The following is a 13,047-nucleotide window of genomic DNA, read 5'->3' on the forward strand; positions in this document are numbered from 1 at the left end:
CCCGCATGCTTGCCAACCCGATGAACATCCCGCCGCTGTCGATCGCGGCGGCCAAGGCCGCGCTGGCGGCGCAGTTTGCCGATCCGGTGCTGCGCCGGCGCGCCACCATGCTGTGGGGCACGCGGGGCGTGGGCAAGTCATCGATCGTGCGCCAGGTGGCCGAGCAATTCCGCGTGCCGCTGATCGACCTGCGGCTGACCACCATCGAGCCGGTGGACATCCGTGGCGCCATTTATGCCGACGAGGTGCAGGGCAAGACGGTGTGGTTCCCGCCCGAGTTCCTGCCCGGGCCGGAGCAGCCGGCCGGCATCCTGTTCCTGGACGAGCTGACCGCGGCCGACCAGCGGCTGCAGATCTCGGCCTACTCGCTGATCCTCGACCGCAAGGTGGGCCACTACCGCCTGCCCGACGGCTGGCAGGTGGTGGCCGCCGGCAACGCCAGCTTCCACGGCGCGGTCAGCCACGACATGGGCACGGCGCTGGCCGACCGCATGTTCCATTTCCATGTGCAGGCGGTGGTCGATGCCTTCCTGGAGTACGGCATCGCCCAGGGCCTGGCGCCCGAGGTGCTGGCCTACCTGAAGGTGCGGCCCGACAAGCTGGACGACACCCAGGCCCAGCTGGCGCAGGACCACCTGGTGGGCGCCAGCCCGCGCGGCTGGGAGGATGTGTCGCGGGTGCTGCAGTCGGGCCTGGGCGAGACGGCACGCCAGCACTTCGTGCAGGGGCGCATCGGCGCCGCCAACGCGGCCGAGTTCTTCGGCGTGCTGCGCGAGATCCAGGCCGGCGTCGATGTGGTCAAGCTGCTGGCCGCCAAGCCGGGTGCCGACACCGTGGCCCTGCTGCCGCGCACCCTGGACGGCCTGTACGGCATGCTCTACGGCCTGCTGGCTGCCTGCACCAGCGCGCCGGTGCTGACCCGCGCGCTGGAGGTGGTGGAACAGCTGCCCGAAGCCAAGGGCAACGTGCCGCTGCCGCTGCGCGAGGCGCAGACCCTGGCGATGGAGCTGATGATGCAGAAGGCCCTGGAGCGCGGGCTGGAAGGCGCCATCCTCGACAGCCCGGCCTACGCCCGCTACAGCGCGCAGCGCCAGAAAGACGGTCTGGGTGGCTGAACTGCGCCACCGCGGCACGCGGGCGATCCAGCACCTGGTGGAGTTCGCCCCGGCCACTGGCGGGCTGGCGCTGTGGGTGCACCACCGCGACCTGGACGACCCCGCCGCGCCGGTGGTGGCCACCGACGGCCACACCCTGTTCTACGGCCCGGCCTTTGCCGGGCTGCCGCTGCCGCGCCAGGCCGGCCTGGTGGCGCACCAGGTGCTGCACATCGCGCTGCGGCATCCGGCGCGTTATCTCGATCTGCAAGGCCTGGTCGGCCCGGTCGACCTGCAGCTGTTCAACATCTGCGCGGATGCCATCGTCAACAGCAGCATGGCCGAGCTGGACTGGCTGCAGCTGCCACCTGGCGCCATCACCCTGCCCCGCCTGCTGCTGGCCACGCTGGACCAGACCACCACCGCCGAGGCTGCCCTGTTGGCCTGGGACGTGGAGGCGCTGTACCGCGCGGTCGACGACCGCCCGCCGCGCGACCGCAGCGGCAAGCAGTCCGACAAGCGCGCCGGACAACAAGGCAGCAGCGCCCAGCCCCGCCCGGATGGACAGCGTGCAGCCAAGGCACGCGCCCTCGGCGCCGAACAGGCCCGCGATCTGCTGCCCGACCCGGCCAGCGCCGGCCCGCCCGAGGCCGCCGCCGAAGCCACCCGCGAATGGCGGGAACGCCTGCTGCGCGCCCATGCGGGTGATGGCGTGTTCTCGCTGCTGCGCACCCTGGGCGCCGATCTGCCGGCGGTGCGCACACCGTGGGAGCAGGTGCTGCGCACCCAGGCCGCCCGGGCGCTGGCGCCGCAGCGCGCGCTGTCGTGGAGCCGGCCGGCACGCTCCTACATCGCCCGCCAGGGCCGCAGCAGCCCCACCCGCCGCCTGCCGTGGGAGCCCGGCTTCAGCGGCAGCCGCCAGGTGCCGCGGCTGGTGCTGGTGGTGGATGTGTCGGGCTCGATCGCCGACGACCTGCTCGACCGCTTCGCCCGCGAGGTGGAGGCCCTGACCCGCCGCCTGGGCGCCGGCCTGGTGCTGGTGGTGGGCGACGAGCGGGTGCAGTCGGTCAGCCGCTTCGAGCCCGGCCGCAGCGACCTGCGCGACGTGCGCTTCACCGGCGGCGGCGGCACCGATTTCACCCCGCTGCTGGAAGAGGCCAGCCGCCATGCGCCCGACCTGGTGGTGGTGCTGACCGACCTGCAGGGCCCGGCCCTGCACCGCCCGGCCTGCCCGGTGGTGTGGGCCGTGCCCGAGGCCTTCGAGCGCAGCGACGCCCCGTTCGGCCGGGTGCTGGGCCTGCGCTGATGGCGGCGGCCAGTCGATGGGTGCGGCTGAATGGGAGCGGTAGCCGCTAAGCTGCCGGCCTTGTCCACCTCGGCCGCACCATGTCCGCCCTTCCCGCCTTTGAAGTCCTGCCCCGCGACCTGTCGGCCTACCGCGCCGGCAACACCGGCGTGCCGTATGTGCACCGTTTCGACAGCGGCGAGCCCGGCCCGCATCTGCTGGTCAACGCGCTGACCCACGGCAACGAGTTCTGCGGCATGGTGGCCGCCTGCCACCTGCTGGATGCCGGCGTGCGGCCGCTGCGGGGCACGCTGACCATCAGCTTCGCCAACGTGGCGGCCTACGAGAGCTTCTCCATCGACAAGCCCTTCGACAGCCGGCAGCTGGTGCACAACCTCAACCGCATCTGGAGCGACGCCTGGCTGGATGGCGCCGAGCTGAGCCCCGAGCTGGCCCGTGCGCGGGAGATGCGCCCGGTGGTGGCCGCGGCCGACCACATCCTCGACATCCACAGCACCAGCCAGCCGGTGCAGCCGTTCTGGGTGTACCCCGACCGGCCGGCCAATGCCGCGGCCGCGCTGGCCATCGGCGAACCGGCGGTGCACCTGGTGATGCCCCAGGGCCTGGGCAGCGGCACGCCGCTGATCCAGCATGGCCGCCACGGCGAGGCGGGCTTCCACGGCGTGGGCCTGGTGGCCGAATGCGGCCAGCACTTCCAGCAGGCCAGCGCCGACAGGGCCATCCGCATCGCCCGCCGTTTCCTGGCGCATTTCGGGCTGATTGCGCCCGACGACTGGGCGCCGCCCGCGCCCGCCCAGCGCTACCAGCTGCTGCAGACGGTGGTGATCCAGACGCCCGAGTTCCGCTTCACCCGGCCGCTGATCGGCTTCGAGACCTTCGGCCCGGGCGAACTGATCGCCACCGACGGCCCCACGCAGATCCACGCGCCCGACGACGGCTGCACCGTGCTGATGCCGGCGCGGACCGCCATCGTCGGCCGCGAGGGCGTCTACCTGGCCCGTGCCCTGGCGGCTTGAAGCCCGCGCGACGCGCCCCACATCCCCAGACCATTCCCCAGGACCTCCATGGAAAAACTCTTGTCCAGCGTCGGATCGCTGCTCTACGGCATGCGGTTCACGATGCTCTTCTTCTACGTCGGGCTGGTCACCATCATTATCGGCATCCTCGGCAAGTTCGTGGTCGAGACCTGGAAGCTGATGCACAGCCTGATGCTGGGCGACATGGCCAAGATCGACCTGATCATCAAGGTGCTGGAACTGGTCGACATGACCATGGTGGCCCAGCTGGTGTGGGTGGTGGCGCTGGCCGGCGTGTCGCTGTTCGTCACCACCGGGCACTTCGACACCAAGGACATGAAAAAGCCCGACTGGCTGGACCATGTCAACACCTACAACCTGAAGCTGAAGCTGGCCTTCGCGATCATCTCGATCTCGGGCGTGCATGCGCTCAAGACCTACCTCAGCGGCGACCTGTCGCTCGAGAACATCCAGATCGTGGCGGTGGTGGCGGTGATCCACTTCACCTTCGTGCTGTCGGCCATCGGCATCTCGTTCGCCGAGCGGCTGACGCGCGAGCAGCACTGAAGGCGGCCGGCGGCGTCTACTCCGGCTCGATGCCCGCGGCCTTCAGCGTGGCGCGGTAGCTGTCGAGCTGCTCCCGCATGAAGGCGCCCAGGCGGGCCGGTGACGAGCCGGTGAGCGCAAAGGCCTGGCGCTCTGCGACGGTGAGCACCTCGGGCCTGGCCATGGCGGCGGTGAACTCGCGGTTCAGGCGCTCGACCACCTCGGCCGGCATGCGTGCCGGCCCCACCACCGCTGCCCAGGAGGTGATGCTGAACTGCGGCAGGCCGGCCTCGGCCATGGTGGGCACCTGCGGCAGCGCAGCGCTGCGCACCGGCAGGGTGACGGCCAGCGGCCGCAGCTTGCCCTCGCGGATGTGCGGCACCGACGGGCCGGCCGACACCACCATCAGCTGCAGCCGGCCGGCCAGCAGGTCGGTCAGCGCCTGCGGCTCGCCCTTGTAGGGCACATGCGTCATGCGGGTGCCGGACAACGCCGCGAACTGGGCCATCGCCACCTGGCCGGTGGTGTTGCCGGTGCCGTAGTTCAGCGTGCCCTGGTGGGCCTTGGCATGGGCGATGAACTCCGCCAGCGTGTTGGCCGGCACCGACGGGTGCACCACCAGGAAGAAGGTGTAGCGGCCGATGTCGATGACCGGCGTGAAGTCGGTCAGCGGATCGTAGGGCGGTGTCTTCTTCATCGCGGGCGCCACGGCCAGCGGGCTGTTGGTGCCGAACAGCAGCGTGTGGCCATCGGCCGGTGCGCGCAGCACCTCCTGCCCGGCCAGGGCGCCATCGGCGCCGGCCTTGTTGTCGACCAGCACCGGCTGGCCCAGCGCCGGCGCCAGCACCTGGGCAAAGGCCCGGGCCACGGTGTCGGTGGCCGAGCCCGGCGGAAACGGCACCACCAGGCGCACCGGCTTGGACGGAAACGGCTGCGCCGCCACGGGCAGCACGCACAGACCCGCCGCCAGGCCGGCCAGGCCCGCCACACACAGGCGGCGCAGGGGATGGAGTCGCAGGGTCATCGCGTTCAACAGACGGTGGTGGGGATGCACCATCCTGGCGCCGGCGCCGCCGGTTGCACAGAGTCGATACCCTGAGGCCGCCGCGGGCTGCACCCTGCAGCGCCGGTCAGCGCACCGCGCCGCGCTGGTCGCGCTGGCGCAGCCGGCGGCACAGTGCCTGGATCACGCTGCGGGCCAGCGCGGTGTCGGCGGCCATCAAGGCCTCCAGCTCGGCCGCGCCGATGCGCAGCAGCTGGCTGGTTTCCAGCGCGGTGACGGTGGCCGACCGCGGCTGCGGGTCGAGCACCGCCATCTCGCCCACCACCTCGTGGTCGCCCAGGGTGTTGATGCGCCGGCCCTGCACCGACACCGCCAGCGCGCCCTGCAGCAACACGTACAGCGCATCACCCGCATCGCCCTCGGCGAACAGCGTCTGGCCCGCGGCCAGCGCCACCGGCCGGGCCGAGGCGGCCACCGCGGTGAGCTCGCCATCACGCACCGCGGCGAACAGCGGCACGTTGCGCAGGGCCAGCATCTTCTCGATCGTCAGCATGGTCTCGGGCTCCAGCTCAGGGGTGGCGCCGTGCTGCCGGGCCAGCAGCCAGACGGCGGTGGCGCGCAGCACCGGGGGATGGGCATCGCGGGCCAGGGCGGCCAGCGCGGCGGTGGGGTCGGTGGTGCTGCCAGCGGGCGCCAGCGCGCGGGCGGCCTGGGCCGGGTCGTCCAGTTCCAGCAGGGGCAGCACCCGCCGCTGCAGCGGCGCAGGCAGGCTGTTGTCCAGCAGCTCGATCACATAGGCGCGCCGGGCCGGGCCGCCGTGCCGGTAGTGCGACCAGGCGGTGTGCAGGTCCAGCCCCGGGTGCAGCAGCGCCAGCCAGGCGAACAGCGCCTGCCGGTGCTGCTGCACCTGGTCGGCAAGCAGCCGTTGCAGCAGCTGCTGCAACGGATCGGCCTCGCCGCCGAGCACGGCGCCGGCCTGCAACGCGGCCGCGGCGGCATCCACCTCGGCCAGGGCGGCGGTCTGCAATGCGGGCTGCTGTTCGGCCGTGCCGGCCAGGCGGCGCTGCCAGCAGGCCTGCAGCAGCAGGCCGCGCAGCGCCGGCGGCGTGGCCGGCGCCAGCAGCGCGGCCAGCAGGCGCTGGTCGGCCGCCGGGCAGGCCAGGGCCTGCAGCAGCGCCACGGCGGCCGGCTGGGCGTCGGCCAGCGCCTGGCGCAACCTGGGTTCCAGCACAGGCAGCGCGGCGGCGCCCAGCGGCGCCAGGGCCTGGCGGGTGGCGCTGGCCACCGCCGGATCGGGGTCGGTGACCAGCGGTGCCAGGGCCTCGGCCCAGGCCAGTGCACCGGCCTGCCCCAGCACCTGCACGGCGGCCAGCCGCCGCAGCGCATCGGCAGCGGCCAGATCGGCCTGCAGCGCGGGTTCCACCGCCGCCTGCCCTGCCCCGCCGCCATGGCGCAGCAAGGCCACCTGCGCACCCTGGCGCAGCAGCGGGTCGGCATCGGCCAGCCACGGACCCAGCGCGGCCACCGGATCGGGTGCCGCGGCCGCCAGGGCTGCCAGCAATGCGGCCTGCACTGGTGGGTGCCGCTCGGCCTGCACGGCCTGCTGCAGCGCATCCAGGTCCAACCGCGCGGCATCCAGCCGCTGGGCCGCCGCCAGGCGCACCTCGGGCGCCGGGTGGCGCAACAGCGCACGCGCCTCGTCGGCCGTGGGCGCCTGGCCCAGACCGTCCAGCAGCGTCAGGCCGTACAGCACCTCGGCCGGGCGGGGGCTGGCCAGGGCACTGCGCAGCACCGCCTGCGAGGCGGCATCCGTCAGCACCAGCTGCTGCGGCACCAGCGCCCGGCTGGCCAGGGCGCGCCGCAGTGCCCCCAGGTAGCCGCGGTACTGCACGGCCACCAGCCCGGCCCAGGTGCAGGCCACCGCCGCGATGACGGCGGTGATGCCCACCGCCCCCAGGCCCAGGCCCTGCATCATCACGAACAGCAGCAGGCCGGCCACGCCGCCGGCCAGCGGCTCCACCGCACTCTCCAACCCGGCCTGAAGCCGCAGGCGCTGGCCCGGCGGCAGCGGCTGGAACAGGGTGACGACCGTGGTCTTGTCCAGGGTGTAACGGAAGGCCTGGTCGATGATCTTGTTGCCGACCACCAGGTAGAACACCCATTCCGCCGGCCCGCCGGCGGCCGCCACCGCCACCGTGCCCAGCGCGCCCAGCGCCAGCAGACCCGGCAGCGCCAGCAGCCCGGCGCGCACGCCCCAGCGGCGCAACAGCCAGGACGCCAGCAGCACGCTGCAGACCAGACTCACACCCCCCATCGCCGCCGAGTACAGGCCGAGGAAGGCCGCCATGTCGGCTTCGTCGGGGTAGCGCCGGCCCGCCTCGAGGTAGAACGCGCTGTCGACGAAGAAGTAGGCCATCTGTCCCACGGCGACCAGTCCCACCAGCGTGAGCACGTAACGGTGCCGCCACCAGGAGGCCGGTGCCGCGTTGGCATCCGGGCTGGCGGCGGGCGCATCCTCTCGCTCCTCCACCGGCGCATGGTGGCGCAGGATGTGCACCACCAGCAACATGCCCAGCACGGCGCCAGCGGCCGACAGCAGGAACAGATCGGCCGCCGACAGGCCGCGCAGCAGCAGCGGCAGCGTGACGCCGCACAGGATGATGGCCACCGGCTCGCCGGCGCTGATGTAGCCGAACAGCCGCTTGCCCTGCCGCAGCGTCATCAGCTGGTTGGCCAGGCCCCACAGCAGCAGCGACGACAGGACGAACTCGATCTCGAAGTAGACGATGCTGGCGCCGGCCACCAGCGGCCAGCCGGCCGCGATGCCGACGCGGAACAGCACCAGCGCCACGATCTGCGCGGCCAGCGTGCCCAGCAGCAGGCCCCGCAGCGAGGCCACCCGCTCGAAGCGCAGGTAGGCATAGCCGGCCAGCGGCACGCACAGCGCCTCGGCCAGGTAGGCCCAGGGCATGGCCTGCGCGCCGTAAGCCTGGATGAACAGGGTGTGTGCCGCTGTCTGGGTGTAGACCCGCGGCAGGCCGGAGATGCAGAACGACAGCGCGAACAGCAGCCCGGTGAGCCGCCATTCGACCGGGACGGCCGCCAGCCGGCCGGCCAGCCTCACGCCGCAGGAGCCCGGCCGGCGACCCGGCAACTGGCGGTCATGGCGACGGGCCAGGCATGCCAGGGCGGGATCCGGAGGGACTGCATGGGCGGGGCGGGACGTGTGGCGGTCATGTTAATCAATGCCACGGCCGCGCCGGGGCTGAGGCACCCGGCGCATCATCACGGCCATGTTTGCACACCGACACCCCACCCGCCGTGCAAGCCTGGGCCTGCTGACCGGGCTGGCCGCCTGGCCCGCGGCGGCCCAGGCACCGGCCGCCGCGCCTGCCCCGGCGCTGCTGACCCGGTCCATCCCGCGCAGCGGCGAGGCCCTGCCGCTGGTGGGCCTGGGCAGCTGGATCACCTTCAACGTGGGCACCGATCCGGCCGGCCAGGAGGCCAGCTACCAGGTGGTGCGGGCCTTCTTCGAGGCCGGTGGTCGGCTGATCGACAGCAGCCCCATGTACGGCTCGTCGCAGCCGGTGATCGGCCAGGCGCTGGCGCGGCTGCGGCACCCGGCGGCCCTGTTCTCGGCCGAGAAGGTGTGGACCGGCGACGCCGCACGCGGGCCGGCGCAGATCGAGGCCTCCCGCCAGCACTGGGGCGTGCCACGCTTCGACCTGCTGCAGGTGCACAACCTGCTGGCCTGGGAGCAGCATCTGCCACGCCTGCGGGCCATGCGGGACGCTGGCCAGCTGCGTTACCTGGGCATCACCACCAGCGAAGGCCGGCGCCATGCCGAACTGGAGCAGCTGATGCGCAGCCAGCTGCTGGACTTCGTGCAGCTGAGCTACAACCTGCTGGACCGCGAGGCCGAGCAGCGCCTGCTGCCGCTGGCGGCCGAGCGCGGCATCGCGGTGCTGGTGAACCGGCCGTTCCGCGAGGGTGCACTGCTGCGCCAGCTGGCCCGCCACCCACTGCCGGGCTGGGCGCGCGAGATCGGCTGCAGCCACTGGGCCCAGGTGGCGCTGAAGTTCGTGATCAGCCACCCGGCGGTGACCTGCGCCATCCCGGCCACCAGCCAGGTGGCCCACCTGCGGCAGAACATGGCGGCTGCACTGGGGCCGCTGCCCGATGCCGCGCTGCGCCGGCGCATGGCGGCCGACGTCGCCGCGCTGTGAACGGCCCGGCGCAGGAGGTCCGATGGGTGACTGGTGGAGCTACCGGCCGTCGGACTTCCTGATGTTCTCGCCGCGGGTGTACGGACGGCTGTTCGAGCTGGTGAACGCCACCTGGTGGCCGCTGCAAGGGCTGCTGCTGGGCGCCGGCCTGGCCGGCCTGCTGGCACTGGTCCGCGGCCGCGGCTGGCGCGCCACTGGCCTGGGCCTCGGCGCGGCATGGCTGCTGTGCGCGCTGGTGTTCGTGCACCAGCGCTACCTGCCAATCCTCTGGGCCGTGGCCGCACTGCTGCCGGCGCTGGTGGGCCTGGGTGGGCTGCTGCCGCTGCTGGGCTGGCGGGCGGCGGCCGATCCCGCCAGCACACCACCGGGCCGCTGGGCCCGGCCGGCGGCGCTGGCCCTGGGCGTGTGGGCGGTGGGGCTGCACCCGCTGCTGGCGCCGCTGAGTGGCCACGGCTGGGCTCAGGCCGAGGTGCTGGGCCTGGCGCCCGACGCCACGGCCATCGCCACCCTGGCCTGGCTGGTGGCCTTGCCCCGCCCGGCCCACCGCGGCTGGCAGGCCATGGCCTGGCTGGCCTGGGGGCTGGTGCTGGCCTGGTGCCTGTTCAACGGATTCATGCTGGCGACCATGGAACGCGCGCAGGTGGGGGCGCTGGGGGTGGCGGTGGTGGTGGCCGCCGTCGGACGGTGGCGGCGGTGAGATGGTCGGCGACGGTCGGGCGCCAAACCCGCCACGGTCCACACGGACCCGCGGCGCGTCAGGCAGACGTCGGCGGGGTGCCGGTCTGGACGCTGCGGTCGGGTTGGCCGGCGCGCATGTCGCGTGCCGCGCAGCCAAAGCGGCTGCGGAACGCGCGGCTGAAGTGCGCGGCATCGCTGAAGCCCCAGCCGAAGGCGATCTCGCTGATGCTGCGTGCACGCAGCGCCGGATCGCACAGGTCGCGCCGGGCCGCATCCAGGCGGCGGGCCCAGATCCAGTCGGCGATCGAGCAGGCCTCGCCGGCCCAGGCCCGGTGCAAGGTGCTGGGCGACAGCCGCAGCTGCGCGGCCAGGCTGGCCACACTGAGCGCCGGGTCGCGCAGCCGCGCCATCGCCGCGGCCTTGGTCTGCTGGCGGTGGTAGGCGGCCAGCTGTGAGACGGGCGCCTGCCGCGCGGCCGGCAGGCCCGACAGGCCGGCGATCAGGATCTGGGTGACGCTTTCCGCCACCGCATGGGCCGATTCGGGCGCCAGCGTGTCGATGTCGGCCGCCAGCGTGCGGATCATGCCGATCATCAGATGCCCGGCGCCGCGCTGGCCGCTGACCGTGCTGGCGGTCAGCGACGGCGTGTGCCGCAGCGCGGTGCGCAGCGTGGGCCCGGGCAGGCGCAGCACGTACTGCTGGAACGGGCCGTCGAAGCGCAGTTCGTACGGCCGGGTGCTGTCGTACAGCGCGAAGTCGCCGGGCCGCAGGTGGGCCACCCGGTCGTCCTGCAGGATCAGGCCCTCGCCCTGGCTCTGGATGCTGACCAGGAAGTAGTCTTCGCTGGCGCGGGCGATCTGCGCCGGCGTGCGGCGCACATGCTGCGCGGTGGCGGTGACGCACGACAGCTGCAGTGACGCCAGTGTGGCCGCCGCGATGTCGCCCTCGATGCTGGCTGCACCGGCCGCGGCATCGCAGTCCAGCTGCACATAGGTGTTGCACACGCTGTCGGTCCAGAAGGCCAGGCGTTGTGCCGGCTCCACCTGCTGGGTGCTGAGCATCTGCTGCATCGCAGCGAGCTTATCGCCCGGTGCGGCAGGCCGCAATGCGCAGCCGCCCCTGCGGCCCAGGCGCGACCGGGGCTTGAGACGTGCGAACAAGTGCCACGCCACGCCCAGGCAAGCCGCTTGGGATGCTGCTGACTACGATGCCTTCGGCCCGGCCGGCATCGACTGTCTGCCGCGCAACCCGCCCCGTTTGCCTCAACCCTCTCACCGCTGAAGCAGGAATCCACGACATGGCCATCACCCACCCCAAGTACCGTGTCGCCGCCGTGCAGGCCGCGCCCGCCTTCCTCGACCTGGACGCCGGCATCGACAAGGCCATCGGCCTGATCCGCGAAGCCGCCGCCCAGGGCGCGCAGTTGATCGCCTTTCCCGAGACCTGGCTGCCGGGCTACCCGTGGTTCATCTGGCTGGATTCACCGGCCTGGGGCATGCAGTTCATCCAGCGCTACCACGACCATTCGCTGGTCTACGGCTCGCCGCAGGCCGATCGCCTGGCCCAGGCGGCCAAGGACAACGCCATCATGGTGGTGATGGGCCACAGCGAGAAGTCGGGCGGCAGCCTGTACATGGGCCAGTGGATCATCGGCCCCGACGGCAACACCGTGGCCCAGCGCCGCAAGCTCAAGCCCACGCATGTGGAGCGCACCGTGTTTGGCGAGGGCGACGGCAGCGACCTCTCGGTCTACGACACGCCGCTGGGCCGGGTGGGTGCGCTGTGCTGCTGGGAGCACCTGCAGCCGCTGTCCAAGTACGCGATGTATGCGCAGAACGAGCAGGTGCACATCGCCGCCTGGCCCAGTTTCTCGCTGTACCGCGGCGGCGCCTATGCGCTGGGCGCCGAGGTCAACAATGCCGCCAGCCGCATCTACGCGGTTGAAGGCCAGTGCTTCGTGCTGGCGCCCTGTGCCACGGTGTCGGCCGAGATGATCCAACTGCTGTGCGGCGACGATCCGATGAAGCGCCAGCTGCTGCTGGAAGGCGGCGGCTTCACCGGCATCTACGCGCCCGACGGGCAGTTGATCAGCCAGCCCTTGCCCGAGGGCCAGGAAGGCCTGGTCTATGCCGACATCGACCTCGGCATGATCTCGCTGGCCAAGGCGGCGGCCGATCCGGCAGGCCACTATTCGCGGCCTGACGTCACCCGCCTGCTGCTGGACAAGACCCCCGGTGACCGCCTGGTGCTGCGCCAGCGCGCAGCGGCCGATGCCGACGCCGGCGAACCCGATCCCGCGCTGCGCGATGCCAGCGTCGGTACCACCACCAGCGCCACCCGCCGCACCACCGGAGCCCCGGGATGAGCGGCTTTGCCTACACCGACGAGGCGCTGGCCCTGCAGCGCCGCTTCGACACAGAGGCCCTGGCCGCCGCCGAGCTGCAGGTGATCGTGCACGACAGCCTGTCGCCGCAGGACCGCACCTTCATCGCCCAGGCGGAGATGTTCTGGCTGGCCAGCGTCGACCCACAGGGCTCGCCCACGGTCAGCTTCAAGGGCGGCGCGCCGGGCTTCGTCAGGATGCCCGATGACCAGACCCTGCTGTTCCCGTGCTTCGACGGCAACGGCATGTTCTTCTCGATGGGCAACATCGCGGCCACTTCGCATGTCGGCCTGCTGTTCATGGACTTCGTCACCCCCAGCCGTCTGCGGGTGCAGGGCGATGCGGTGCTGACCGACGACCCGGACACCGTCGGCCTGTGGCCCGGTGCGCAGTTTGCCGTCCGGGTGGCGATCACCGCGCTGATCACCAACTGCCCGCGCTACATCCCCCGCATGCAGCGCGTGGCGCCGTCACGCTACGTGCCCCACCCGACCACCGGCCACCAGCCGATCCCGGGCTGGAAGCGGATCGACGCGATCCAGGGCGTGCTGCCACAGCGCGACCAGGGCAAGGCCGACCAGGCCGGCGGCCTGATCAGCATGGACCAATGGGGTGCGATGGTGGGCCAGGGCGACCCGCTGGCCTGAGCCAGCGCGCTGCAGGACGCCGGTCGTCAGCGAAGTCGGGCTTCGATGTAATAATTCACTTACCTCGAACGCGCACTGCGGACCACGGCTGCGTCGGGCAAGCCAGTGCGGAACAGCCGCGCGCCGGCTGATGCGGGCCGGCTGACCT

The 13,047-nt window shown here is 72.5% G+C and carries 11 protein-coding genes; 8 read left to right on the forward strand and 3 right to left on the reverse strand.

The features are described 5' to 3' along the window. Positions 1 to 5: 5 nt before the first annotated feature. From FFT10_RS01880 to FFT10_RS01895, 4 genes are all read left to right on the forward strand, one after another. Entirely contained in the window at positions 6 to 1,115 is a 1,110-nt protein-coding gene (locus FFT10_RS01880) for an ATP-binding protein (protein WP_137731062.1), read from the forward strand. Then, positions 1,108 to 2,400: a vWA domain-containing protein gene (locus FFT10_RS01885; protein ID WP_137731063.1), complete on the forward strand. Its 1,293-nt coding sequence runs from the start codon at positions 1,108 to 1,110 to the stop codon at positions 2,398 to 2,400. The genes FFT10_RS01880 and FFT10_RS01885 overlap by 8 nt, the downstream gene beginning before the upstream one ends. A gap of 80 nt (positions 2,401 to 2,480) precedes the next feature. Continuing rightward, positions 2,481 to 3,416, forward strand: coding sequence for a M14 family metallopeptidase (locus tag FFT10_RS01890; RefSeq protein ID WP_137731064.1), 936 nt, complete (start codon positions 2,481 to 2,483; stop codon positions 3,414 to 3,416). A 48-nt stretch (positions 3,417 to 3,464) separates the two neighbouring features. Beyond that, complete coding sequence (locus FFT10_RS01895) at positions 3,465 to 3,983, forward strand: YqhA family protein (protein WP_137731065.1); 519 nt, start codon at positions 3,465 to 3,467, stop codon at positions 3,981 to 3,983. Between the two features lie 16 nt (positions 3,984 to 3,999). Here the strand turns inward: FFT10_RS01895 and FFT10_RS01900 are convergent, their stop codons facing one another. Next, the gene (locus FFT10_RS01900) at positions 4,000 to 4,986 is read right to left on the reverse strand and encodes a Bug family tripartite tricarboxylate transporter substrate binding protein (protein ID WP_137731066.1); all 987 of its coding nucleotides are present in this window, start codon (positions 4,984 to 4,986) and stop codon (positions 4,000 to 4,002) included. A 106-nt stretch (positions 4,987 to 5,092) separates the two neighbouring features. Further along, positions 5,093 to 8,089 carry a cyclic nucleotide-binding domain-containing protein gene (locus tag FFT10_RS01905; protein WP_137731067.1) on the reverse strand — a complete coding sequence of 999 codons (2,997 nt, stop codon included), beginning with the start codon at positions 8,087 to 8,089 and terminating at the stop codon, positions 5,093 to 5,095. A gap of 169 nt (positions 8,090 to 8,258) precedes the next feature. On the opposite strand from FFT10_RS01905, the gene FFT10_RS01910 reads away from it, so the two are divergent. Both FFT10_RS01910 and FFT10_RS01915 read left to right on the forward strand, forming a co-directional pair. Beyond that, entirely contained in the window at positions 8,259 to 9,191 is a 933-nt protein-coding gene (locus FFT10_RS01910) for an aldo/keto reductase (RefSeq protein WP_137731068.1), read from the forward strand. 22 nt (positions 9,192 to 9,213) lie between these two features. Continuing rightward, positions 9,214 to 9,888, forward strand: a complete 675-nt coding sequence (locus tag FFT10_RS01915; RefSeq protein ID WP_137731069.1) for a DUF6064 family protein — start codon at positions 9,214 to 9,216, stop codon at positions 9,886 to 9,888. A 58-nt stretch (positions 9,889 to 9,946) separates the two neighbouring features. On the opposite strand, the gene FFT10_RS01920 is transcribed toward FFT10_RS01915, so the two are convergent. Then, entirely contained in the window at positions 9,947 to 10,939 is a 993-nt protein-coding gene (locus FFT10_RS01920) for an AraC-like ligand-binding domain-containing protein (RefSeq protein ID WP_137731070.1), read from the reverse strand. Positions 10,940 to 11,166: 227 nt separating this feature from the next. On the opposite strand from FFT10_RS01920, the gene FFT10_RS01925 reads away from it, so the two are divergent. Then, the gene (locus FFT10_RS01925; protein WP_137731071.1) at positions 11,167 to 12,234 is read left to right on the forward strand and encodes a carbon-nitrogen hydrolase family protein; all 1,068 of its coding nucleotides are present in this window, start codon (positions 11,167 to 11,169) and stop codon (positions 12,232 to 12,234) included. Then, entirely contained in the window at positions 12,231 to 12,899 is a 669-nt protein-coding gene (locus FFT10_RS01930; RefSeq protein WP_137731072.1) for a pyridoxamine 5'-phosphate oxidase family protein, read from the forward strand. Before FFT10_RS01925 ends, FFT10_RS01930 begins: the two co-directional genes overlap by 4 nt. Positions 12,900 to 13,047: the final 148 nt, after the last annotated feature.

Origin of the sequence: Pseudaquabacterium pictum (assembly GCF_005403045.1) — a bacterium.
In the GTDB taxonomy this organism is placed as follows: Bacteria; Pseudomonadota; Gammaproteobacteria; order Burkholderiales; family Burkholderiaceae_C; genus Pseudaquabacterium; species Pseudaquabacterium pictum.